Here is a 24,416-nt window from a genome sequence, read left to right on the forward strand (position 1 = left end):
GCCCCCCCCCCCCCCCCCCCCCCCCCCCCCCCCCCCCCCCCCCCCCCCCCCCCCCCCCCCCCCCCCCCCCCCCCCCCCCCCCCCCCGGGCGCCACGGACAAGGAGAGGCCCGAGCATGGTTCAGGGGGACGGCATACCGCCGGCGTACGAAGGGCCGTGCCGACGACCGCACAGACGCGATGACCGCGGAGCGACCGCCACCGAGTTCCTCGGCATGGTCGTGGTCGTCGTCGCTCTCGTCCTCGGGGTGTCCGCCACCGGTCTGGGGCAGGCGCTCTACCAGAAGCTCGCCGCGCAGATCTGTCGGGTCACGGGCGGCAGCAACTGCGCCGGGGGCGGCCCTGACCCCGGCAAGCCCCTCACCGACGCCGACTTCGAGCCTCCCCTCTGCCAGATCTCGGCCATCACCGACAAGGCCGGCGCGAAGGCCAAGGTGCTGTTCATCGAGTTCGGGGAGGAGTACGGCTTCCAGGAACAGCGGTTCAAGGCCAACACCGACATCAACAAGGACGGCAGAGTCGACGACAAGGACGAGCTGGTGCACATGACGTTCACCGACGCCGCGTCCGTCGCCGCGAAGAAGGACTGGAAACCGGGGGCCAAGGTCGGGAAGTTCGGATCGGACAAGGTCGAGCTCGGCGCGGGCATCAAGGTGACCAACGGGGACACCTGGGTGTTCGAGAGCGAGGAAGAGGCCAAGAGGTTCCGGGACGACATCGAGAAGCTGCAGATGTACGAGATGCGGCGCCAGTCGCCCGGCGGCGCCGAGGCGAGCGTCGGCGACAGCATCCTCTACCTCTTCGGGGCCGGGCCGCTCAAGGACGAGGAGGAAACCCGCGAGCGGATCGAGAAGGGCCTCGGCGGCAACCGGCAGATCTCCTACGGCAAGGTCGGGCTTGAGGCGTCGGCAGCGGGCGGTATGAAGCTGTCGGCCGGCGACGAGGAGAAACTCAGCGCCACGCTCGGCGGCAACTTCAAGTTCTCGCCGGAGGTGACGTGGACGGACAACAAGTACAAGAACAACAAGTCGTACACGTACTCCGCGTCCATCGAGTACGGCACCAAGCTGGGCTACGAGGCCGGTCCCCTCAGCGGCGAGGCCTCCGCGTCGACGACACAGACCGGCACCATCACCGTCACCCACGACAAGAAGACCGGCAAGCTGATCCGCATCGACATGACGCGCACCGTCGAGAAGGGCGCGACCAAGGACGGCGCCAAGGCCGGCGGCGACAACGGCAAGAGCGGGGACGACAAGCGGGGCGGCAGCGGCGGCGTCAAGGGCACCGACAACGAGACCGGCATCGAGGTCGTCACCAACTCCGTCAGCTTCGACCCGGGTCCCGAAGGCGACGCCGACCGCACGGTCGCCGAGAAGTGGCTCGACGGCTACGGCGACAACGCGGCCCCCTTCACCTACATGTTCGACGACCACGCCCCGACGAAGCGACCTGGCAACGACGACTCGTTCGGGCAACTGCTCTTCGACAAGGGCAAGTCCAGCAAGACGGTGTATACGGGCCGGCAGGAGGCCGCGGAGTACGGCTTCGAACTGAACCTCGGGCTCAGCCTCGGCTTCTCGGTGGGAACCGAGAAGAAGGAAGAGATGCTCAACGACGCACAATTCCTGGGAGCCCCACGAGACGGACGCCGGTCGTACGTCCCCTACAGCTACTGTGCCCAGTGATCAGGGACCGGGACCAGGGACGAGCGCAGGCCAGGGGAGCGATCACGAATGAACAGCAGGCTTGACGTACGAGGCCGGAGCAGCGTGAACCCCCGCAGAGGCAACCGGGCCGTCACCGGCCTCGTCTCCGGGGTGTGCGCCGCCCTGCTCGTCACCGGCTGCGGTGGGGACGGCCAGGAGGCGGACTCGGTGCCCGGCGGCTGGGGCACGCTGAAGACGAAGGGTGTGGACGTCTCATACCCCAAGGGCTCCGACGGATATGTGGAGCGGGGCGCCGACGAGCGCAGCGAGCACAACGCGGCCGAGGCGGTCCGTACCGAGGACGGCACGATCGTCTCCATGATCACCGTTCAACTGGACTTCACCGACGCCGACTCGGCCGAGGAGGCCGCGATCGCCGCCGAGGCCGGTGTGCAGTTGGGGGCGACGCTCAAGGGCGAGAAGGATGTCCAGCTGGCCGGGACGGACGAGGCCAAGCGGGTCGACTTCGAGTTCAGCTCGACCGGCGAGGAGGACACGCCGCCGAAGGGCACCCGTCTCCAGGGGGTGATCCTCACCGGGCTCGACTCACGGGAGAAGACCTTCGCGGTCCGGATCGACGCGAAGAAGGGCGCACTGGACGACGCCGACCTGAGCAAGATCATCGATTCGGTTCAGGTGCACTAGGACATGCGCCGGGCAGCGGTGCCGATCGCGAAGGAGGTGGGCCGACCATGGAGATTCCCGGATCCGGATACGTCGTCCTCGGGGCCCTCATGCTCTTCTTCGGCTGGCTGACGGTGAAGTACGCCCGCCGTCTGGTGACGGTCGTGCGGATGATGCGGAGCGGCACACGGACCACCGGGACGTGCGTCCGCGTCGAGACCGAGCCGTACAACCGCTCCGACGCGACGCGGCACTACTTCGCCTTCCGGGCGCCCGACGGCCGGGAGGTCGAGTTCGAGGACCTCGCCGGCTGGTCGGTGAAGGAGGGCGCCCAGGTCGCGGTCGCCTATGACCCGCGCGATCCCGAGCGGACGGCGACCATAGCGGGCCGGGGCAGTTGGTCGCCCGTCCTGCAGTGTCTTGCCCTGGTCGCCGGGTGCGGCATGGCCACGCTCGGCTTCACGGCCCTCTTCGTGCATCAGGTGCTCGGGGGCAACTGACGTCCCATCCGTGCTTCGTAGGCACGTGGATCGCCGAACCGCGGAACAGCGGAACATCGGCCCCGCGGTCGTCGGCGTCGCGAGATTCTCTTGACAGTCGAATTGGTCTGGACCAAGTTGTTCAACATGCCTATTGTCATGTCCATACGCAGCAGACTCTGGACGGGCGCCGTCACCGCCGCCCTCGCTCTCGCCTTTCTCCCCGCGGGCCAGGCGTCCGCGGCGGACGTCAACAACGCGAAGAACGCCGGATTCGAGTCCGGCCTGAGCAACTGGACGTGTTCCGCGAACAGCGGGACGACGGTCTCCTCCCCCGTGCACGGCGGCGCCACCGCGCTGAAGGCGACGCCGGCCGGGCAGGACAACGCACGGTGCACGCAGGCCGTGGCGGTGAAGCCCAACTCCACGTACACGCTGAGCGCCTGGGTGCAGGGCGGCTACACCTACCTCGGCGTGACGGGCACCGGCACCACGGACGTGTCGACCTGGACGCCGGACTCGGCGTCCTGGAAGCAGCTGTCGACCACCTTCACCACCGGCGGCTCGACGACCTCCGTGACGGTGTACACGCACGGCTGGTACGGACAGGCGGCCTACTACGCGGACGACGTGTCGGTGTACGGCCCCGACGGCGGCGGTGGCACCGACCCCTCCCCCACGATCCCCGGTACGCCGGGCGGGCTCGCGGTGTCGGGCACCTCCTCGTCGTCCGTCTCCCTGGCCTGGAACGCCGTCTCGGGCGCGACCGGCTACAACGTCTACCGCGACGGCACCAAGGTGACCGCGGTGACCGGCACTTCGGCGACCGTGACCGGGCTCGCGGCCTCGACGTCGTACTCCTTCCAGGTCACGGCGACCAACGCGGCCGGTGAGTCGGCGAAGTCGGCCGCGGTCACGGGGACGACCACGGCGGGGCCGGTGGGTCCTGCGCTGCCCAAGCACGCGGTGACCGGCTACTGGCAGAACTTCAACAACGGCGCCACGGTCCAGAAGCTCGCGGACGTGCAGTCCCAGTACGACATCATCGCCGTCGCCTTCGCGGACGCGACCTCGACGCCCGGCGCGGTGACCTTCAACCTGGACTCGGCCGGGCTGGGCGGCTACACCGTCGACCAGTTCAAGGCGGACATCAGGGCCAAGCAGGCGGCCGGGAAGAAGGTCGTCGTCTCGGTGGGCGGTGAGCGCGGCACGGTGGCCGTGAACGACGCCGCGTCGGCGACGAACTTCGCGAACTCCGTCCACACCCTCATGCAGACGTACGGCTTCGACGGCGTCGACATCGACCTGGAGAACGGTCTCAACGCGACGTACATGACGCAGGCCCTGCGCTCGCTCTCCTCGAAGGCGGGATCGTCGCTGGTCATCACGATGGCGCCGCAGACCATCGACATGCAGTCGACGGCGAACTCCTACTTCCAGACGGCGCTGAACATCAAGGACATCCTGACCGTCGTCAACATGCAGTACTACAACAGCGGTTCGATGCTCGGCTGCGACGGCAAGGTCTACAGCCAGGGCTCGGTGGACTTCCTGACCGCCCTGGCCTGCATCCAGCTGGAGGGCGGCCTCGCCCCCTCCCAGGTGGGGCTCGGCCTGCCCGCCTCCACCCGGGCCGCGGGCAGCGGGTACGTGGCTCCGTCGGTCGTGAACAACGCCCTGGACTGCCTGACCAAGGGCACCGGGTGCGGGTCCTTCAAGCCCTCGCGGACCTATCCCGATCTGCGCGGCGCGATGACCTGGTCCACGAACTGGGACGCGACGGACGGCAACGCGTGGTCCAACGCGGTGGGGCCGCATGTGCACGGGCTGCCGTAGGGCCCGTCGCCGCCCTCACCCCATGGGCCGGTAATGACCGAGGACCCAGGCCAGCTGCTGGAACCACTCCTGCAGCCGCGGCCTGGGTCTGGCCTCCACCACGCACTCGTAGAACCGGCCGTCCAGGTGGATGACGGCGACCATGAGCGCCTTGCCGTCGGGGCTCGCCTTGTAGTGGATGCTGCTGATCTCCGGCCAGTGGAACTCGATCGTGAGGCCGGACATCTCGAAGGCGACACCGGACGCGTCCACGACGACGGCGTTGCGCTTGTCGACGGCCAGGAAGTCCGGGCCGACCGGGGCGGCGGGGGCCGACTGGGCCGCGGGGTGGGGCGGCGGGACCGGGGCGGCATACGGCGGTGGCTGCGCGGGGGCGTATTGCGGTGCGCTCTGGGGTGCGTACTGGGGTGGGGGTGGACCGAAGCCCGGGACGGGTGGGGGTGAGGGTGGGAGTGGTGGCTGCTCGGTCATCCGTCGGTGCCTCGGTCCTCAAGCCGGCTGGGAACTTCTCGGTGTTGCGGTGAAACATTCTCCCTGCCCCGCCGCATCAGTGAAGTGAGGACCTCACCGACAGCCGGCGCACAGCACAACAGGGGGAACGGATGGGACAGGCCCGCGCGGACGAGTATGCGGAGTTCGCGGTGGCGAGAGCCGGGCATCTGTACCGGTCTGCCTGTCTGTTGACGGCCGGCGACACCCATCTCGCCGAGGATCTCGTCCAGGAGGCCCTCGGCCGGATCTACGTCCGCTGGGGACGGATCTCCCGGGTGGACAACCCCGCCGGGTACGCGCAGACCGTCCTCACCCGCACCTTCCTCGCCCATCAGCGGCGGCGCAGCAGCACCGAACGGGCCACGGACGCGATCCCCGACCGTGCGGCGGCCGACGGCGGACACGGTGACCTGCCGCTACGGCTGACCCTGCTCCAGGCACTGGCCCGGCTGCCCGCCAAGGACCGGGCCGTGGTCGTGCTGCGTTACTGGGAGGACCGGTCCGTGGAGGAGACCGCGGACGCGCTGAACGCCAGTTCCGCGGCGGTACGGACGAGGTGCACCCGGGCGCTGGGGCGGCTGCGCGAGCTGCTGGGCGAGGACCTCGGCGAGTACGCGGCACCCTGACCCACGGCCCCTTGCCCCACGCCCCGACCCACACCCCTCTGCCCTGCGCCCCCTGACCCAGGCCCCTCTACCCCACGACCCCCTGTCCTACGGCCCTCTGCCCTACGGCTCTTACGAGCCCAATCCTGAGAAACGGTGGATCCGCCATGCCTGTGGAACACGACGAGGACCACTTCGAGGGGCGGCTCAGTCACGCCCTGCACGACACCGGTGACCGCTTCGACGCCGACCGGACCGCGCTCGTCGCCGCCGGCCTGGCACGCGGGCGTCGGCTGCGGCTGAGGCGGCGGGCCACGGTGGTGGGCGGCGCGGCCGGGATCGCCCTCGTCGGCGTGGGCGGGGCGCTGCTGGTGCCGTGGGGCGGGACCCCGGCCCCGCGGCCGTCGAGCTCCAACGTGGCCGAGCAGCCGTCCGGCACGCCCTCCGCGCCTCCCGTGACCGCCCGCCAACTCATCGAGACGCTCGAAGGACTGCTCCCCGAGGGCAAGGTCAGTGAGCGGGACGCGAAGGGCGCGACGAACTCCCTGATGCCGCCGTACGTCCATCTCGTGCACGACGACGGCAAGGGCCCCGGCGCCATCACCGTCGGCCTGGACCGGATCGAGCCCGGCGGCGAACAGGCCCGTCAGATGACCAAGTGCCCGGACAAGACGGTCACCCCGCATGACAGGTGCGTCTCCACCCTGCTGCCCGACGGCTCCCTGCTCAAGCTGTTCCAGGGGTACGAGTATCCCGACCGGCGCGTCGACACCAAGATGTGGACGGCCGACCTGGTCACCCCGGCCGGACAGCACGTCTCCGTGAGCGAGTGGAACGCCGCCGCCGAGAAGGGCGCGCCGGTCAGCAGGAGCGAACCGCCCCTGTCCACCGCCCAGTTGAAGGAGCTCGCGATGGCGAAGGTGTGGCGGGGGTACGTCGACTCCATTCCCGGAAACGGCGGGGGCACAGGGGGCTCCGGGGAACCGACGGGGACGGACCAGCAGGGCCCCACCCAGGAGCCGTCCTTCACCGAGATCCTGGACACGCTGGTGCCGCTGCTCCCCAAGGGCGCCAAGGTGGCCGACAGGGGCACCGACTACTCGTACCTCGTCGTCGACGACGGCAAGGGCAGGAGCCTCGTCGAGATCGACGTCCAGCACGGCATGGGCGACGTCGCCGACGAGCTGTTCGGGGACGACGCCGAGACCCTGCCGGACGGCACCCTGGTCACCGACCGGCAGGACGCGGGCGACAAGGGCGTCGCGGGCTGCGTGCGCCGGACCGTCGACACGCTGCGCACCGACGGCTTCCGGGTCGCGGTCAGCGCCTACAACGCGGACGGCCCGCACGCCTCCCCGTCCCGCGCGAAGCCGGCCCTGACCGTGAAGCAGCTCCGGGAGATCGCCCTCAGCCCGGAGTGGGACCGCTTCCGCTAGGCCCCTCGGACAGCTCTCCGGCTAGAAGAACTCCGACCACGGCTGGTCCCAGACCTGCTTCAGGCACAGCACCAGGAACAACAGGCCCGCGATCACCAGCATCGCGTTGCTCACCGGCCCGTTGCGCCATTCCCCCGGCGTGCGCGAGGAGTTGAGGAGCCAGAGCAGGGTGCCGGCGAGGAAGGGCAGGAAGGCCGCGCCCAGGACGCCGTAGATGATGATCAGGCGGAAGGGCTCGCCCTGGAACAGCAGGACGATGGGCGGGAAGGTCAGCCACAGCAGGTATGCGCGGAACGGCCAGGAGCGTTCGCGCGCACCGGAGGCGACCTCCTCGCCCTTCTGCGCGCCCTCGCCCCGGAACCGGGCCATGAAGTCGGCGAACATCAGGCTCACCCCGTGCCAGACGCCGATCAGGGAGGTGTAGGAGGTGGCGAAGAAGCCGATCAGGAAGAACTTGGCGGTCGCCGTGCCGTACTCCTCCTCCAGGATGTCGCTGAGCTGGAGGAGCCCCTTGTCGCCGCCGGCGATGGCGATGTTCGCGGAGTGCAGGAGCTCCGCGCCGACGAACAGCATGGCGATGACGAAGACGCCGGTCGTGATGTACGCGACGCGGTTGTCGAGCCGCATGACCTTCATCCAGCCGGTGTTGGTCCAGCCCTTGGCGTTGACCCAGTAGCCGTACGCGGCAAGGGTGATGGTGCCGCCGACACCGCCGATCAGGCCGAGGGTGTTGAGGATCGAGTCCTTCTCGTCGGGCAGGACGGGCAGCAGACCGGCGAAGGCGTCGGGAAGGTTCGGCGTGACGCGGATCGCGAGATACACGGTCACCACGAACATGACACCCACCAGGACCGTCATGACCTTCTCGAAGACCGCGTACTTGTTGAACCAGACGAAGACGAGTCCTACGAGACCGCACGCGATGGCCCACCACTCCAGGTCCATCACGTCCGGGAACAACGCCTGCAGCGGGAGCGCGCTCGACGACATCGCGGCGGCGCCGTACACGAACCCCCAGATCACGGCGTAGACACCGAAGAACCAGATGGTCCAGCGGCCGAGGCTCGCCCAACCGTCGAACAGGGTGCGCCCGGTGGACAGATGCCAGCGCCCGGCCGCCTCGGCGAGGGAGATCTTGACCAGACAGCCGATGACCGCGGCCCAGAGCAGCGTGTACCCGAAGTTGCTGCCCGCGATGAGGGTGGCGACGAGATCGCCGGCCCCGACACCGGTCGCGGCGACGACGATGCCCGGGCCGATGTACCGCCAACGGGACTTACCGAGTGGGGGATGACTGCCGGAGGGTGCCTCAGAGAACGTGGGGTTACCTGTGGTGTCCGCCATGCAGATCAAGAAAGCGTAAGGAAACGGAACCTACAAGAGGGCCCGCACGGACTCCCTACCCGCAACCCGAGTACGACCCCAGTCGGCAGAACGAACCGCTCCCTCCCACACACCCGCACGTACCGAACTCGGCCCACACGGTCTTCCCCACCCCGTCCCGCACCTCACACCGAAGAACACCGTGCGCGGCGAACAGAGTGAGCCGGAACCCACGCGCCGCCCGCCGCAAGGCGTCCGTGGCGAACTCGCTCACAAGCCCCTCGGCCACATCCACCAGGTCGTCGAATTCCGCGAGCCCCCACCCCTCCAGCTGCCGCCGAACCTCCGCGCGGGCCTCGCCGACCGCGGAGGGGCAAGGGTCGTATTCGACGCTCAGATGGCCTGCTCCCATGGGCGGTTGGGGATTCGAGCCGTACAGCATGGGTCCAGGGTGGCGGGTACGGGGATGCGGGCACACGGGGAGAAATACCCGATTCCATACCTGTATCCCCTGCTTGCTGTCCCCTACCCGCTGTCCCTGTCGGGGCCGGGCCTCCGCTACCCGTACTGCAGCCGTACGCTCGCCCCCTCTCCCTCGCCGCGGACATCGACGTACGCGCACACCTGGCGGGCGAACCACAGCCCCTGACCGGGCTCCAGTTCCCCGCTCGGCGGCGGTACGAAGCCCGCGAGCGGGTCGTCGACGGGGCGCGCGGCACGCAGTTCGCAGACGCATGCCGGGGCGTCGCCCCACAGCAGGGCGGCGTCCAGCGGGCCGATGGCGTCGGCCGCCTCGGTGACGGCCGTGGCGAACAACTCCGCGTCCGCGGCGGCCAGTCCCCGGGTGAGCGCCCAGTCGCGTACGGCGTCGGCGGCGGGCGCCGGGCCGGGGAGCCGCTGGGCGTCGGCGGGCGCCTGGGGCAGGGGTACGGCGTCGAGTTCCGCGGCGAGCCGGACCGGGTCCTCGTAGACGCCGGTGTCGGGGTGGGCGCGGCGGGCGGCGGCGACGATGGCCGGGCCGGCGGCGCGGGCGTCGTAGGCGCACAGGGCGGTCGTGGCGAGCGGGGCGAAGAGGAGGTTGGCGAGGGCCTCGTAACGGATCCACTCGGCTGTCTCGCGCGGCGAGCGTCCGGCGCGGCCGTTCCAGACGGGTTCCATGAGGAGGTGGATACGGCCGCCGGGGCCCGCGTTGGCGGCGAGGTAACCGGCGCCCTGGGCGATCGCGTTGGCGGCGGAGCCGGTGTACCACTCGGTGTGCGGGACCAGGGCGACGCTCTTGGCGTCGGTGCCGAGGGCGTCGCGCAGGAGGTCCAGGTTGGCCGGGGCGGCGATGGCGACGGGCGGGGGTTCGTCGGGGGCGGCGAGGGCCTCGGTGACGAAGGGGAGGGCGGAGGCGAGGAACTCGTCGTCGGAGGCGAAGACGGTCATGCGATGGTCGAAGGGGGCCTGGGGGGAGGTGGTTTGGGGGGTCATCGAGGCTGGCTCTCCTTCGGAGCTGGTTGTCGGTTCGGATGCCGGTCGAACGGAGCTGGTTGTCGGTTCGGATGCCGGTCGAAGGTCGGGGATCGAAGGTCGGGGGTCGGATGCCGGGGGTCGGCCGTTCGGCTTCAGCGTTGGGCCGTCACCCAGGCGGCGATCTGGCTGCGGTTGCTGAAGCCGAGCTTGCCGAGAATGCGTTCGACGTGGCCCTCGGCGGTGCGGCGGGCGATGACCAGCCGGTCGGCGATCTGCTGGTTGGCGAGGCCTTGGGCAACGAGTTCGGCGACCTCGGTCTCGCGGCGGGTGAGATGGACGATGCTCCTTTCGGTGAATTCCGGGCTTCCTGTGGGGGCTTGGGGTCCTGTACGGGGCCGGGGCCGCTGTTTGGTGTCGGTGTCGGTGTCGGTGACCGCGTAGTCGACGGTCTCGGTGAGGCCGAGTGCGGTGCCGCGTTCGTAGGCCCGTTGGAAGGCGGGGCGGGCCAGGGCCGCGCAGGCGCGGGTCTCGCTGTCGCGGCGGGTCGCCTTGAGGGTGGCCGAGCCCCAGCGGTCGCGGTCGATGCCGGACCAGGTGTGGTCGGCGGCGCCGAGCAGGACGGCCGCGCGTTCGTGGGCGCCGGTCTCCGTGGCGATGCGGGCCAGGAGGTCGAGGGTCAGGGCGATGCCGGTGACGTCGTGAACGGCGAGTTTGAGACGCAGGGCCTTGCGGGCCTGGTGTTCGGCCCGGCACCAGTCGCGTCGCACGGTGTGGGCGAGGGCGAGCATCCGCAGGACGTAGGAGTGCACCCACTCCTCGCCGTGCCGTTCGCACATCCGTCGGGCCCGTTCGCAGACCTCCACGGCACGGTCGGCCTCGCCCAGGAAGCCCAGGGCGCAGGCGAGTTCGACCTGGTCGAGGCCGTACAGGCTGAGGTGCTGGCCGGGAACGCGGCCGCGGGCGACGCTGGCCTCGAAGTGTCTGAGCGCGGTCGGCAGGTCGTCCATGAACAGGGTGATGACGCCGATGACGTACTCGGCGTGCGCCGCCTCCGCCGCGTCGCCGAGCTCCTGGGCCAGGGCGTGGGCGTCCTGGGCGAGGGCGAGGCCCGCGGTGAGGTCGTGGGTGGCTGCGGCGAGGAGTCCCGCGATCCACAGGCCGCGGGCCCGTTCCCGGGTGGGCTCGGGGTTGGCTGCCAGGGCGCGGTCGAGCCAGTGGCGGCCCTCGCGGGGGGCTCCGCAGGCGTGCCAGTAGAACCACAGGGTGCCGGCGAGGCGCAGTCCGGGGAGCCGCTCGCCCGGGGTGGAGAGGCTGAAGTCGAGGGCGGCACGGAGGTTGTCCTGGTCGGCGCGCAGGCGGGCGACGATCTCACGCTGGCCCGGTCCGAACCAGGCGCTCTCGCAGCGGGCGGCGCGGTGCAGCATCCAGTCACGTTGACGGCGGCGGGCCGCGGGCTCCTCGCCGGGGAGCCGACGGAGGTGGGCCAGGCCGTAGTGGCGGAGGGTGTCGAGGAGGCGATAGCGGATGCCGTCGGGACCGGCCTCCCGGGACAGTACCGACTTGTCGACAAGGCCGGTGATGGCGTCGAGGACGTCGGGAGGGTGGATGGACGGGGTGGCCGCCAGGGGTTCTTCGCCCCCGCCGCCCCTACCCGTCCCGTCCTCCAGGGGCTCCGCCCCTTCGACCCCGCCAGGGGCTCCTCCCCTGCGTCCCACTGGGGGCTCCGCCCCCAGCCCCCCGTCCTCGCCCACCCACCACCCGACTCGGTCGGCCAAGAAGCCCAACTCACCTCTCCACCCGCCCGGCCAGGAAGCACCGCCGCCCGGCACCACCCCCGCCGCCTCGACCCCGCCACCTCGAACCACCCCCGCCGCCTCGACCTCGCCACCTCGAACCACCCCCGCCGCCTCGACCTCGCCACCTCGAACCACCCCCGCCGCCTCGACCCCACCTGCCCGAACCACCCCCGCCTTCCCGTACTCACCCACTCCAACTGGCCCCGCCACCCCCGCTCCACCCCCACACACCACCTCCGCCGTCTCCAGGTCGAAACTCCCCGCCAACACCGACAACCGGGCCCACACCAACCGCTCCCACCCGGTGCACAGTTCATGGCTCCAGTCGACCGCCGCCCGCAGGGTCTGGTGGCGGGGCAGGGCGGTGGGGCTGCCGCCGGTGAGGAGGCGGTAGCGGTCGGCGAGGCGGTCCAGGAGCTGGTCGACGTCGAGGACGCGCATCCGGACGGCGGCGAGTTCGATGGCGAGGGGGAGGCCGTCGAGGCGGCGGCACAGGCGGGCGACGGCGGCGCGGTTGGCGGACGTGAGGCGGAAGTCGGGGACGACCGCGGCGGCCCGGTCGGCGAACAGGGCCAGGGCCGGGTAGCCCTCGGGCGAGGAGAGGTCGCCGTCGGGGTCGGGGACCGGCAGGGGCCGTACGTCCAGGAGGTGTTCCTCGGTCAGACCGAGGCGGTGGCGGCTGGTGGCGAGGATCCGTACGCCGGTCGTGCCGTGCAGCAGGGCCGCGGCGAGTTCGGCACAGGCCGGCAGCAGGTGCTCGCAGTTGTCGATCAGCAGGAGCAGCCGGCGCTCCCGCACCCGCTCCACCAGCGCCTGCAACGGCGGCCGTGCGGAGTGATCGTGCAGGTCGAGCGCGTCGGCGGCGGCGAGCGGGACGAGCTCGGGGTCGCCCAGGCCGGAGAGGTGCACGTACCGCACGCCGTCGGGGAAGGTGCGCCGTACGGCGGCCGCGATGCGGGCGGCGAGGCGGGTCTTGCCGACGCCGCCGGGCCCGGTCAGGGTGACGAGCCGGGTTCTTGCCAACAGCTCCCGGCCCATGGCGAGTTCACGGCGCCGGTCGACGAAGCTGGTCGTCTCGACCGGCAGTTGATGGTCGCGTCGTGGTGCTGATCCACCCATGATCAGCAGTTCCTCCGTTCCCCCCAGGTGTCGTCCGACGGAGCCGGGGAGCGGAGGAGCCGGGGAGCCGGAGGGTGCGGCGTTCCCCACCACTCCCGCCGCTCCCACCGCTCCCCCCCTTGCGCGGACCCTTACGCTCCTCCGTCCCCGCACCGCCCCGCACGTCCGGATCACACCCCCGGGTGGATTTCGCCGGGGACCGCTCGGTGTGAAGTGTGCGCGCGTACACTGCGCGGCCTATTTCCGCATGGTTCACGCCATTGATCGCCGTCCCATACTTGACCCGTGCATGCCACAGGCCCACGATGAGCGCCACACCCGCACCACGTACGTCGCACTGAACCCCACCCCCCACTCCCACAAGGAGACTTCATGCGACTTCGAATACGCGGCTCAGGAGCCCGCAGCGGCAGACGTACCGCCGCGCTCGCCGCAGTACTCGCCCTCGCCCTCGCGGCGCCGCTCTCCGCGAACGTGTCCGCGAACGCCGACAGCGCCGCCAAGGCGGCCCCTTCGGCCGACGACGTCCGGCAGTACGAGGTCCACATGCACTCGACGGCCAAGGACCGCACGGCACTTCAGCGGACCGGCGTGACCGTGGACGAGGCTCACGGCCACGGTGTCGTGATCTCGGGCCGGGCGGACCAGATCAAGAAGCTGAAGGCGCTCGGCTACGAAGTCACCCCGCTCGGCGCGGTCCCCGACCGGTCCGCCGGCGAGGACGACGTCCGGCTCTACGACTTCCCGTCGGGCGACTCGCGCTATCACAACTACGCGGAGATGACGAGCGAGATCAACTCGATCGTCTCGGCCAACCCTTCGATCGCGAGCCAGCGCGTCATCGGCACGTCGTACCAGGGCCGGAACATCGTCGCCATCAAGATCAGCGACAACGTCGGCACCGACGAGGCCGAGCCGGAGGTCCTGTTCACCCACCACCAGCACGCGCGTGAGCACCTCACCGTCGAGATGGCGCTGTACCTGCTGCGCGAGCTGACCTCCGACTACGGCAGCGACTCCCGGATCACCAGCATGGTGAACAACCGGGAGATCTGGATCGTGCCCGACCTCAACCCGGACGGCGGCGAGTACGACATCGCCACCGGCTCGTACCGGTCGTGGCGCAAGAACCGGCAGCCCAACTCCGGTTCGTCGGCCGTCGGGACCGACCTCAACCGGAACTGGAACTACCGGTGGGGTTGCTGCGGCGGTTCGTCGGGGTCGGCGTCCTCGGACACGTACCGGGGCGCGTCCGCCGAGTCCGCGCCCGAGGTGAAGGTGGTCGCGAACTTCGTACGCAGCCGGGTCGTCGGCGGCAAGCAGCAGATCAAGGCCGGTGTCGACTTCCACACGTACAGCGAGCTGGTGCTGTGGCCGTTCGGGTACACGTACTCCGACACCGCGCCCGGGATGACTGCCGACGACCGCAACGCGTTCGCCGCGGTCGGGCAGAAGATGGCCGCCAGCAACGGCTATACGCCGGAGCAGTCCAGTGATCTGTACATCACCGACGGATCGATCGACGACTGGCTGTGGGGCAACCAGAAGATCTTCTCGTACACGTTCGAGATGTACCCGAGCTCCGGGGGCGGAGGGTTCTACCCGCCCGACGAGGTCATCGAGCGGGAGACCGCCCGGAACCGGGACGCGGTACTGCAGTTGCTGGAGAACTCGGACTGCATGTACCGGTCCATCGGCAAGGAGGCCCAGTACTGCAGCTAGCTACTTGGCGTCGGCTTCCTCGGCGTCCTGTTCGAAGTAGGCGTCGAGGACCGCGTCCAGTTCCTCGTCCCACGCCTTGAAGCTGCTCCTGGCCGTCGCCTCGATCTCGATCGGGTACCAGCGGCGGTCAGGAGTGTGCACCGTGATGGTGTACCGCTTCCCGAAGCGCGGGACCTCCGTCTCGACGGCGCCGATCTCGTCCCAGCGGAACTCGCACTCCTGGTCGTCCAGGGAGAGCCGGACGCCTCTGTGGTCGGCGACGATACGGGCCCGGCGGTCGGCGGCCTCGAAGACGGGACCGTCGACGGGAGCCTCCTCCTCGTCGGCCTCTTCCTCGTCGTCCTCCACCTCGGCCTCGTCGTCGGCTTCGACGTCCGTCTCCTCGGAGTCCGTCCCGTCGGAAACGGCCTCCTCGGAGTCGGCGACCTCGGAGTCGGTCTCCTCGGCCACGTCCTCATCCTTCACGCGCTCCGGCCTGGCGGATGCGGGTGAGGTGAGCCCGGGGATGAAGGCCGGGTCGAACCCGGCGCCTTCCAGGGGCTGGCTGCCTGAACCTATGCGCTGCTCCACAGCGGATGAGTATGGTCGACAACCCTGTGTCCCGCGCAACCAGCCCCCGCATCGTTACACGATCAGACTCAACGCCGCGGCCACCACAAATCCGGCAACCGACAGCACACTCTCCAGAACCGTCCACGTCTTCAACGTGTCACGTTCGCTGATCCCGAAGTACTTGGCCACGATCCAGAAGCCCCCGTCGTTGACGTGGGAGGCGAAGATCGAGCCGGCCGAGATGGCCATGATGACCAGGGCGATGAACGGCTGGGAGTGGTCGCCCTCGGTGAGGAGGGGGGCGACGATGCCGGCCGTGGTGACGATGGCGACCGTGGCCGAGCCCTGGGCCACCCGGAGCACCAGCGAGATCAGGTACGACAGGACGATGACCGGGAGGCCCACGTCGTTGAAGGTGTCGGAGAGGGCCTGGGCTACGCCGCTGGCCTTCAGGACGGCGCCGAACACACCGCCCGCGCCGACGACCAGGAGGATGTTGCCGACGGGCTTCAGCGACGAAGTGGACACCGTCTCCAGGGACTTGCGCGACCAGCCGCGGCGGATGCCGAGAAGGTAGTACGCGAGCAGCAGGGCGATCGTCAGGGCCACGAACGGGTTACCGAAGAACTCGATCACCGAGCGGGTGGTGGAGGGGTCCAGGGCGATCGAGGAGAACGTCGCCGCGAGGATCAGCACCAGCGGCGTACCGATGATGCCGAGGACCGTGCCGAGCGGCACCGGCTTCTCCTGCGGCTCCACGCCCGCGTCCCGCTGCTCGTTGATGATCGCCAGCTTGGCCTCGGCCGCCGCCTCGACCATGTCCTGCGGGACCGGGACGAAGATTCGGCGGCCGATCCAGGCCGAGAACGCCCACGCCGCCAGCACCGCCGGGATGCCGCAGACGATGCCCATGAGGATGACCCAGCCGAGCTCGACGTGCAGGAGGCCGGCCGCCGCGACCGGACCGGGGTGCGGGGGCAGGAAGGCGTGCGTCATCGACAGGCCGGCCAGCAGCGGCAGGCAGTAGAGCAGGACGGACTTGCCCGAGCGCTTTGCGGCGGCGTACACGATCGGTGCGAGGACGAAGATGCCGACGTCGAAGAAGACCGGGATGCCGAAGATCAGGCCGGTCAGGCCCATGGCGAGGGGTGCTCGCTTCTCGCCGAAGAGGTTCAGCAGACGGGACGCCAACACCTCCGCACCGCCGCTGACTTCGAGGATCGCGCCCAGCATGGTGCCCAGGCCGATGATGATCGCGACATGGCCGAGGATGCCGCCCATGCCGGACTCGATGGTCGACACGGCGTCGCTCTTCTGGACCGTGCCGAAGAGTTCGGTGACCGAGAGGCCGGCCATGAGGCCGACCGCTATGGAGACCGCGAGCAGGGCCACGAAGGGCTGCAGGCGGACCTTGATGATCAGGAAGAGCAGCAGGGCGATGCCGATGGCGGCGACGGTGAGCAGACCGGCCGTACCGTCGATGAGGAGGAGCAGGCCGCCGGTGTGGGGTGGTGTCTCGGGGGCGGTCGCCGCGGCGAGCGGATGGGACATTTGGGGGTCCTCTGGGTAAGTACATCGGGCTTTCGGGCAGGTTGGATCGCGGCATGGCGTTCCAGGGGGTGGCGGACGCCATGCCGTTTACGGCGTGCGGGGGGTGAGGGGGCGTCAGCCGAGTACGGCCAGCGCGTCGATCTCGATGAGCAGGCCCGCGGGCAGACCGACGTAGACCGTGGTCCGGGCGGCGGGCGGCTGGGTGAGCCGCTGCTCCTCGAAGTAGGTGTTGTAGATCTCGTTCATCTCGGCGAAGTGGGCGACGTCCGTCAGATAGACGCGGATCATCATCACGTCGTCCCAGGAGGCCCCGCCCTCCTCCAGGATCGCCTTGACGTTGGCGAGGGTCTGGAGGGTCTGCTCGCGCAGGGTGGGGCCGGCCGGGGTCGGGGGCTGCCCGTCGACCGCGGGGAGGAAGCCGACCTGGCCGGCGACCTGGAGGATGTTGCCCTTGCGCACACCGTGGGAGAACTTCGCGGGAGGCGTGGTGTGGGTCTTCGGGGTGAGCGCGGTCTTCTCGGTCATGCGGTGCCTTTCGCTGAGGTTCTGCCGGAGTACTCGCCGCTGATGTCGTCCGCCGTACGGCGCACCAGCGGGAGCAGGGTGAGGAGTTCGTCGGCGGTGACGACGACGTTCGGCGCGGAGACCGACATCGCGGCGACGACCCGGCCGTCGGCACCGCGGATCGGCGCGGCGACGCAGTTGATGGACTCCTCGTGGCCGCCGAGGTCGGTGGCCCAGCCCTGTTCGCGCACCTTGGCCAGTTCCCTGAGGAAGGCCTCCGGGTTGGGTGTCGAACGGGACGTGTACATGGGGTAGTCGAGCTTCTCGGTGAGGGCTCGGCGCTCGTGCTCGGGCAGGTCGGCGAGCAGCAGCTTGGCGACGGCGGCGACGGTGATGGCGACGGGCTTGCCGATCCGTGAGTACATCCGGACCGGGTAGCGGCTCTCGACCTTGTCGATGTACAGCACCTCGTCCTCCTCGTACACGGCGAGGTGGACGGTGTGTCCGCACTGCTCGTTGAGGCGTACGAGGTGGGGGTGGGCGATCTCGCGGATGTCGAGGTTCTCCATCGCCTCCTGGGCGAGGGCGATGAGGCGGGCGCCGAGGCGGTAGCGCTGGTCGGACTGGCGGTAGACCATGCCGTGTTCGTGGAGCGTGCGCAGCAGGCGCAGGGCCGTGGACTTGTGGACGCCCAGGCGGTCGGCGACCTGGCCGAGGTCGGCGGGGCCCTCCGCGAGCAGCGGCAGGATGCTCAGTGCTCGGTCGACGGTCTGGCTCATGGCGTACGTACCTCCTCGTCGGCCCTTTCTGCGGCTTGCGTCCAGCCGGGGCCGAGTCGAAGTTTCTCCCACCCGGCGTCGTCGAGGGCGGCCAGGCGGTCGGCGTGGTCACGGGAGGGGGGTGTGGCCAGGTCGCCGGGGGTGGTGAGGGCGGCCGCGGCCCAGAGGTGACCGTGGCGGAGGGCTACTCGTACGGGCAATCCGCGGAGGGTGGCGGAGAGGAACCCGGCGGCGAAGGCATCGCCGGCACCGATGGCTGATACGACGTCCACGGTCAGGGCGGGAACGAAGGTGCTCGGCGCTTGGGCCGGCGCGGGTGTTGGGTCGCTTGCCCGCGCCGGCGGGGCGCCGACTCTCTGTGGGACGGGCGCCGCCCCAGCGGCACGACTGCCCGCAGGCTGGGTCGACCGGGTGGCGGCGGGCTGGGCGCCTTGCAGCGCCTGGCCGCTTGCCGACCCAAGGGGCGCGGGGCTGATACCTGTGCGGCTCCGCCGCGTGGGCGCGGCCGGCCCACGACCACCCGCGGCCGACACGAATGCCGTAGCCCCCACCGCCCCCTGCTTGACCACCAACACCCCCGGCTCCGGCAACGCCGTCCGCACCGCCTCAGGTCCCCCCGTAACCCCCCACGCCTCCTCCGCCTCGTCCTCCCCCACGAAGACCACGTCGGCCCCGCGCGCCAGCTCCAGCAGCACACCCCGCCCGTCCCGGTCTCCCCACAGCCCCGCCCGGTGGTTCACGTCGAAAGAGACCACCGGGCGCCCCTCTTCGGAAGCCGTCAACCGCCGCATCAGCCCCAGGCAGCTGTCCGACAACGCCGCCGTGATCCCCGAAAGGTGCAGCACCCGCCCCGAACGCGCCGCGCTCAGGTCCACGTTCTCCACGGACATCGCCGACGCCGCCGACCCCGCCCGGTAGTACGCCACCTCATGCGCGTCCGTGGCCCGGTCCCCGGCCGTCCGGAAGTACACCCCTGTCGGTCGCACCGGATCCCGGCGTACGGCCGAGAGGTCGACGCCGTACCCCGTGATCGCCTCGACGAGATGGTCACCGAACCCGTCGGCGCCGACTCGGCTGACCCATCCCGTGCGGTGGCCGGCGGCAGCCAGGGCGCACGCGACGTTGGACTCCGCGCCCCCGATCCCCCGCTCGAACGACGGAACGTCGGCGAGGCGTCCCGGGCGGGTGGGCAGGAAGGTGACCATGGACTCGCCGAGCGCGACGACGTCCAGGACGTCGGGGGCATTGCAGGGTCCGGTGATGGTCACGATCGTCGTAGCTCCAGACCTTGTGCGGATGGGTCGGCGGCTCCGTTGACCCGTGGTTGGCCGAGATGTTAGACAGCCGTAAGCGATATACGCAATGAGTGTTGCAGAAAATGCAACACCGCAGATCAGGGAGGTTCCATGAGCAACGAGGCGCTCGCCCGCCTGGCCGAGGAACGCGTCGACCACCGCTTCAAGGGCCTCCCCCCGGACGCCGACGGCCTCACCGTCGCCGAACTCGCCGCCCAGCGCCGCAACCTCTTCACCGACGGCTTCGCCACGCCCGTGCTCGCGCTCTCCGCCGAGCGCCTGGAGCACAACCTCGACCTGATGGAGACGTACGCCGCCCGCCACGGCCTCGCCTTCGCCCCGCACGGCAAGACCTCCATGGCGCCCCAGCTGTTCCAGCGGCAGATCGAGCACGGCGCGTGGGGCATCACGCTCGCCGTACCGCACCAGGTGCGGGTGGCGCGGGCGTACGGCATCCAGCGGGTCTTCCTCGCCAACGAACTCGTGGACTCCGCCGCCCTGCGCTGGATCGCCGGTGAGCTGGCCGCCGACGACGACTTCCGCCTCGTCTGTTACGTCGACTCCGTGCGCGGCGTGGAGCTGATGGACACGGCGCTGCGGACCGCCGGGGCCACCCGCCCGCTGGACGTCGTCGTGGAGCTCGCCGCCGGTGACGGCGCCCGTACCGGCGTCCGTACGGAGGCGGAGTGCGCGGCGGTCGCGGACGCGGTGACCTCCGTGTCGACGCTGCGGCTGGTCGGTGTCGCGGGCTACGAGGGCGAGGTCCCGCAGGCGAACCCCGAGCGGGTGCACGCCTGGCTGCGGCGGCTGGTCACTCTCGCCGTGGAGTTCGACAAGGCGGGGCGGTTCGCGGGGCTGGAGGAGATCGTCGTCAGCGCGGGCGGCAGCGCCTGGTTCGACGCGGTGGCCGACGTGTTCGCGGAGATTCCCGAACTGTCCCTTCCCGTACTGAAGCTGCTGCGCTCGGGTGCCTACGTCTCGCACGACGACGGCCACTACCGCAAGCTGACCCCCTTCAACCGGGTCCCGCAGGAGGGCGCCCTCGAACCGGCCTTCCGCCTGTGGACCCAGGTCGTCTCCCGCCCCTCCCCCGACCAGGCCTTCGTCAACGCGGGCAAGCGGGACGCGGCGTACGACCTCGATCTGCCGTTCGCCCAGGTGGTCCGGCGCGGCGGTGCCGAGCGGCCGGCCACCGGTGTCTCGGTGACCGCGCTGTCCGACCAGCACGCGTGGCTGAGCACGACCGCGGAGGCGGATCTGGAGGTCGGGGACTGGCTCGGGCTGGGGCTTTCCCATCCGTGCACGTCGTTCGACAAGTGGCAGCTGATCCCGGTCGCTCAGGCGGACGGGACGGTCGTCGAGTACATCCGCACGTTCTTCTAGGAGGGGGCGGTCGTGGAAGAACTCGTCATCCGGGACGCGGAGGTCGTGGACGGCAGCGGCGGTCCCTCGTATCGCGCCGATGTGGTCGTGGACGGCGGCCGGATCGTGTCGATCCTCCAGGAGGCGGCCGCGGCCGGCTGTCAACGGCCCGAGGCGCGCCGCGAGTTGGACGCCCAGGGCCTCGTCCTCTCCCCCGGGTTCATCGACATGCACGCCCACAGCGACCTGGCGCTGCTGCGGGACCCCGACCACAGCGCCAAGGCCGCGCAGGGGGTCACCCTTGAGGTCATCGGCCAGGACGGGCTGTCGTACGCCCCCGTCGACGAGCGCACGCTCGCCCAGGTCCGCCGCGCGATCACCGGCTGGAACGGCTCCGGTGACGACATCGACTTCGACTGGCGGACGGTCGGCGAGTACCTGGACCGGCTCGACCGCGGTTTCGAGGGCCGGGGCATCGCCGTGAACGCCGCGTACCTCATCCCCCAGGGGACGGTCCGTGCGCTCGCCGTCGGCTGGGAGGACCGGGAGGCGACGCCGGACGAGCTCGACCGGATGCGGCAGCTGGTCGCGGAGGGCATGGAGCAGGGCGCGGTCGGCATGTCATCGGGGCTGACGTACACGCCGGGCATGTACGCCGAGGACGCCGAGCTGACCGAGCTGTGCCGGGTGGTGGCGTCGTACGGCGGCTACTACTGCCCGCACCACCGCTCCTACGGGGCCGGGGCCCTTGAGGCGTACGAGGAGATGGTGGCCCTGACCAGGGAGGCGGGCTGCTCCCTCCATCTGGCCCACGCCACCATGAACTTCGGCGTGAACAGGGGCCGGGCGCCGGAGCTGCTCGCCCTGCTGGACAAGGCGCTCACCGAGGGCGCCGACATCAGCCTGGACACGTACCCCTACACGCCGGGCTGCACGACGCTCGTCGCCATGCTGCCGAGCTGGGCGAGCGAGGGCGGGCCGGAGGCGATCCTGGCCCGGCTGTCGGACGAGGAGACGGCCGAGCGCATCCGCCACCACATGGAGGTCATCGGCGCGGACGGCTGCCACGGCGTGCCCATCGAGTGGGACACCATCGAGATCTCCGGTGTCAGCGACCCGGCGCTCGGGGAGTTCGTCGGCCGTACCGTCCAGCAGTCGGCGGACGCGCGGGGCGAGGCGCCCTGGGTGACCGCACGGCGGCTGCTGCTGGCCGACCGGCTGGGCTCGACGATCCTCCAGCACGTCGGCCACGAGGAGAACGTTCGGGAGATCATGCGGCACCGCGTCCACACGGGCGGCTCCGACGGCATCCTGCAGGGCACGAAGCCCCATCCGCGCGCGTACGGCACGTTCCCGCAGTATCTCGGCCGGTACGTACGGGAGTTGGGGATCCTGTCCCTGGAGGAGTGCGTGGCCCATCTGACCTCGCGCCCGGCGGCACGGCTGGGGCTGCAGGACCGGGGGCTGGTCCGCGAGGGCCATCGGGCGGACCTGGTGCTGTTCGACCCGCGCACGGTGGCGGCGGGTTCGACCTTCGAGGAGCCGAGGAAGCTCCCCACGGGGATTCCGTACGTGCTCGTCGACGGCCGGTTCGTGATCGAGGACGGGCGCCGGACGGACGTACTGGCGGGGCGGGCGGTCCGCAGGACGACTCGGTGACCGAGGACCGCCCGCCGCGAGGCGTTACGGCTTGGGGAGCACGCAGCCGCTCGCGTTCAGGTCGAGCTTGTTGTCGACGCCGAAGCAGGCGGGGATCTGGTAGATCTCCTGCGCGTAGTTGATGCCCTGGCGAACGGTGACGTTGCCGCTCTCGTCGACCTCGCACGGGTTGTTGACCGTGCAGCGCTCGCCGTCCTCGTTGCCGGTGTTGTTGACGGCGACGACCTTGTTGGTGGCCTGGTCGATGACGGGGGAGCCCGAGGTGCCGCCGATGGTGTTGCAGGCGGAGGTGTAGCGGACCGAGTCCTTGAAGGTCCAGTCACCTTCCTTGAGGCGGTAGGCGAACCCGTCGATGTTGCAGTTGTACAGCCGCTTCCAGTAGCCGGAGGCGACGGTGATGGCGGTGCCCTTGACCGGGTGGGTGTCGGCCACCGTGAGCGGGTTGATGCTGTACGAGCTCTTGATCTGCGCGTACGTGGTGGTGAGTTGGTAGAAGGCGACGTCCGTGTCGGTCATCGTCCCGTAAGCGATCTTGCTGGCCCTCAGCGTGCCGGCCCGGCCGCCCGAGGAGTTGAGCAGAGTGAACGTACGGCTGGAGGCCCGGTCGACCACGACCTCGCCGGGGCCCGGCATGCCGGTCTCCAGACAATGACCGTTGGTCATGACCAGTGCCGGGTCGTTGTCCTCCGAGCCCGGGAACCGGACGACGGAACCGGAACAGTTGCTGAGCGCGACGGTGCCCGCGAAGTTGACGGCCTGGACCTTGGGGCGGTTCAGCACCTGGCCGAGGGTGTCCGCGGTGGAGGCGACGGTGTCATCGACCACCGACGTGACCGAGCCCGCGTCCACGCCCTTGCCGAAGGAGGCGGCGTTGTCCACGGGGGCCGCGACCGCGGGTGCGGCGCCGGCCCCGGCTATCGCCAGGGCGAGGAGGGCGGCGCCGAGAGGTTTTCTCATGTGGGGGTCCCCTCATACGAAGGGGGTGACCGAAGAATCTCCGGCCACCCGCGCTTTTGTCATGCGCATTCTCACGCAGGAGGGGGGTGTGGACAAGGACTTGATTACCCGCGAGTTCAAGCCGTGGGGCTTTCCCTATCACGCGGGCCGGGCCGGGCCGGGACAACGGCGCCGGACGTTCACGAGAGGGTGCCGGGATCACCACATCCGGCGCAGTCGGCGGATGCGGCCACTACGGGTGACCCCCGGCTCTTCAATCCGGCTTCTTGGTGTTCCCCTGCCCCCGCCCCGGCTTGGTGTCCGAGTTGCCCGGCGCGGTCGAGGTGGTGGGTGCGGAAGAGGCCGTACCGGTGGGCGTCGGGTCGGCCGAGGGCTTGCCGTCGGAGTCGGCGTCGGCGTCGTCCGACGCGGACGGGCTCGCCGAGGCGCTCGGCGACGTGGTTCCCGACGGATCGGTGTCCTCGGACCCGGACCGCAGGACACCGGCCGAGGAACCCGCGGAGGGCACCCCCGGCACCGGCGCGTCGCCGGTCGTCATGGACGTCCGGTCGTCCTTGGTCTTCGCGCCACCCGGCGAGGAGGACCCGGACAGGGAGAACCCGGCCACCAGCGCCCCCAACGACACCGCCCCCACCAGACCGGCGGCCACCGCGACACGCCGTGAACGCCACACGCCGGGCTGGTGCCGGCCTCGGTGGCTGCGGCGGCCACCGCGTCCCGCGTCGTAGTCGTCGCCGTAGTCGTCGCCGTAGTCGTAGCCGTCTTCGTAGACGTAGTCGTAGCGGTCTTCGCGGGCATGGCCGTAGCGGTCTTCGTAGACATGCTCGTAGCCACCGCCGGCGCCGGAGGCGCCGTCCGCACCACGGCCGGCATGGACACCGTCCGCCCCCTCGCCCACCGGAGGCAGCTCGGTCGTCTCGTCGTAGGCGTTCTGCCACCCGTGGGCGGCCGCCGGGTCGGCGTACGCGTCGTACACCGGGGACGGCTCGGCCTGCGGGTGGTACACGCTCGGCGACGCCTCGGGCACGGCGGCCGGCCGGAGCTCGCCATGGGCGTCGTACGCACCGGGCGTACCGTTCACGGAATTCGCCCCGTACGTACCGTTCTCTCGCTCAGGCGGCTTGGACATGACCGCGCATTGTAGAGACGGGGGAGACCTGAG

The 24,416-nt window shown here is 70.5% G+C and carries 21 protein-coding genes; 9 read left to right on the forward strand and 12 right to left on the reverse strand.

Annotated elements, in window-relative coordinates; genetic code table 11:
* The first annotated feature begins 115 nt into the window (after positions 1-115).
* The 4 genes from POF73_RS30980 (at position 116) to POF73_RS30995 (ending at position 4,647) form a co-directional block, all read left to right on the forward strand.
* Positions 116-1,687: a hypothetical protein gene (locus tag POF73_RS30980; RefSeq protein WP_272122122.1), complete on the forward strand. Its 1,572-nt coding sequence runs from the start codon at positions 116-118 to the stop codon at positions 1,685-1,687.
* Between the two features lie 48 nt (positions 1,688-1,735).
* Positions 1,736-2,353 carry a hypothetical protein gene (locus POF73_RS30985; RefSeq protein ID WP_272122124.1) on the forward strand — a complete coding sequence of 206 codons (618 nt, stop codon included), beginning with the start codon at positions 1,736-1,738 and terminating at the stop codon, positions 2,351-2,353.
* 47 nt (positions 2,354-2,400) lie between these two features.
* Positions 2,401-2,832, forward strand: a complete 432-nt coding sequence (locus POF73_RS30990) for a DUF3592 domain-containing protein (RefSeq protein WP_272122126.1) — start codon at positions 2,401-2,403, stop codon at positions 2,830-2,832.
* A 138-nt stretch (positions 2,833-2,970) separates the two neighbouring features.
* Positions 2,971-4,647: a chitinase gene (locus POF73_RS30995; protein ID WP_272122128.1), complete on the forward strand. Its 1,677-nt coding sequence runs from the start codon at positions 2,971-2,973 to the stop codon at positions 4,645-4,647.
* 15 nt (positions 4,648-4,662) lie between these two features.
* Here the strand turns inward: POF73_RS30995 and POF73_RS31000 are convergent, their stop codons facing one another.
* Positions 4,663-5,118 carry a hypothetical protein gene (locus POF73_RS31000; RefSeq protein ID WP_272122130.1) on the reverse strand — a complete coding sequence of 152 codons (456 nt, stop codon included), beginning with the start codon at positions 5,116-5,118 and terminating at the stop codon, positions 4,663-4,665.
* A gap of 131 nt (positions 5,119-5,249) precedes the next feature.
* On the opposite strand from POF73_RS31000, the gene POF73_RS31005 reads away from it, so the two are divergent.
* Positions 5,250-5,765: a SigE family RNA polymerase sigma factor gene (locus POF73_RS31005; RefSeq protein ID WP_272122132.1), complete on the forward strand. Its 516-nt coding sequence runs from the start codon at positions 5,250-5,252 to the stop codon at positions 5,763-5,765.
* 146 nt (positions 5,766-5,911) lie between these two features.
* Positions 5,912-7,180 carry a hypothetical protein gene (locus POF73_RS31010; protein ID WP_272122134.1) on the forward strand — a complete coding sequence of 423 codons (1,269 nt, stop codon included), beginning with the start codon at positions 5,912-5,914 and terminating at the stop codon, positions 7,178-7,180.
* 21 nt (positions 7,181-7,201) lie between these two features.
* On the opposite strand, the gene POF73_RS31015 is transcribed toward POF73_RS31010, so the two are convergent.
* From POF73_RS31015 to POF73_RS31030, 4 genes are all read right to left on the reverse strand, one after another.
* Positions 7,202-8,524 (reverse strand): Nramp family divalent metal transporter, encoded by a 1,323-nt coding sequence (locus tag POF73_RS31015; protein ID WP_272122136.1) that lies wholly within the window; start codon positions 8,522-8,524, stop codon positions 7,202-7,204.
* A 55-nt stretch (positions 8,525-8,579) separates the two neighbouring features.
* Positions 8,580-8,945 carry a hypothetical protein gene (locus tag POF73_RS31020; RefSeq protein WP_272122138.1) on the reverse strand — a complete coding sequence of 122 codons (366 nt, stop codon included), beginning with the start codon at positions 8,943-8,945 and terminating at the stop codon, positions 8,580-8,582.
* 116 nt (positions 8,946-9,061) lie between these two features.
* A complete protein-coding gene (locus tag POF73_RS31025) occupies positions 9,062-9,976 on the reverse strand; it encodes an MEDS domain-containing protein (protein WP_272122140.1) in 915 nt (304 codons plus the stop codon).
* 134 nt (positions 9,977-10,110) lie between these two features.
* Entirely contained in the window at positions 10,111-12,873 is a 2,763-nt protein-coding gene (locus tag POF73_RS31030; RefSeq protein WP_272122142.1) for an ATP-binding protein, read from the reverse strand.
* A 372-nt stretch (positions 12,874-13,245) separates the two neighbouring features.
* Here POF73_RS31030 and POF73_RS31035 point away from each other — a divergent pair, with 372 nt between their 5' ends.
* Positions 13,246-14,595 carry a M14 family metallopeptidase gene (locus tag POF73_RS31035; protein ID WP_272122144.1) on the forward strand — a complete coding sequence of 450 codons (1,350 nt, stop codon included), beginning with the start codon at positions 13,246-13,248 and terminating at the stop codon, positions 14,593-14,595.
* Here the strand turns inward: POF73_RS31035 and POF73_RS31040 are convergent, their stop codons facing one another.
* From POF73_RS31040 to POF73_RS31060, 5 genes are all read right to left on the reverse strand, one after another.
* Entirely contained in the window at positions 14,596-15,165 is a 570-nt protein-coding gene (locus POF73_RS31040) for a hypothetical protein (protein WP_272122146.1), read from the reverse strand.
* 54 nt (positions 15,166-15,219) lie between these two features.
* Positions 15,220-16,698, reverse strand: a complete 1,479-nt coding sequence (locus POF73_RS31045; RefSeq protein WP_272122148.1) for a GntP family permease — start codon at positions 16,696-16,698, stop codon at positions 15,220-15,222.
* 114 nt (positions 16,699-16,812) lie between these two features.
* Positions 16,813-17,223 carry a RidA family protein gene (locus POF73_RS31050; RefSeq protein WP_272122150.1) on the reverse strand — a complete coding sequence of 137 codons (411 nt, stop codon included), beginning with the start codon at positions 17,221-17,223 and terminating at the stop codon, positions 16,813-16,815.
* Positions 17,220-17,981, reverse strand: a complete 762-nt coding sequence (locus POF73_RS31055; protein WP_272122151.1) for an IclR family transcriptional regulator — start codon at positions 17,979-17,981, stop codon at positions 17,220-17,222. The genes POF73_RS31050 and POF73_RS31055 overlap by 4 nt, the downstream gene beginning before the upstream one ends.
* The gene (locus tag POF73_RS31060; protein ID WP_272122153.1) at positions 17,978-19,249 is read right to left on the reverse strand and encodes a sugar kinase; all 1,272 of its coding nucleotides are present in this window, start codon (positions 19,247-19,249) and stop codon (positions 17,978-17,980) included. The genes POF73_RS31055 and POF73_RS31060 overlap by 4 nt, the downstream gene beginning before the upstream one ends.
* Positions 19,250-19,387: 138 nt before the next feature.
* Here POF73_RS31060 and POF73_RS31065 point away from each other — a divergent pair, with 138 nt between their 5' ends.
* Both POF73_RS31065 and POF73_RS31070 read left to right on the forward strand, forming a co-directional pair.
* Positions 19,388-20,659 (forward strand): amino acid deaminase, encoded by a 1,272-nt coding sequence (locus POF73_RS31065; RefSeq protein ID WP_272122155.1) that lies wholly within the window; start codon positions 19,388-19,390, stop codon positions 20,657-20,659.
* 12 nt (positions 20,660-20,671) lie between these two features.
* Entirely contained in the window at positions 20,672-22,297 is a 1,626-nt protein-coding gene (locus POF73_RS31070) for an N-acyl-D-amino-acid deacylase family protein (protein ID WP_272122157.1), read from the forward strand.
* Between the two features lie 24 nt (positions 22,298-22,321).
* On the opposite strand, the gene POF73_RS31075 is transcribed toward POF73_RS31070, so the two are convergent.
* Positions 22,322-23,254, reverse strand: a complete 933-nt coding sequence (locus POF73_RS31075; RefSeq protein ID WP_272122159.1) for a trypsin-like serine peptidase — start codon at positions 23,252-23,254, stop codon at positions 22,322-22,324.
* A gap of 253 nt (positions 23,255-23,507) precedes the next feature.
* Positions 23,508-24,383, reverse strand: a complete 876-nt coding sequence (locus POF73_RS31080; RefSeq protein ID WP_272122161.1) for a hypothetical protein — start codon at positions 24,381-24,383, stop codon at positions 23,508-23,510.
* Positions 24,384-24,416: the final 33 nt, after the last annotated feature.

The organism is Streptomyces sp. HD (assembly GCF_028369295.1).
Taxonomy (GTDB): Bacteria; Actinomycetota; Actinomycetes; order Streptomycetales; family Streptomycetaceae; genus Streptomyces.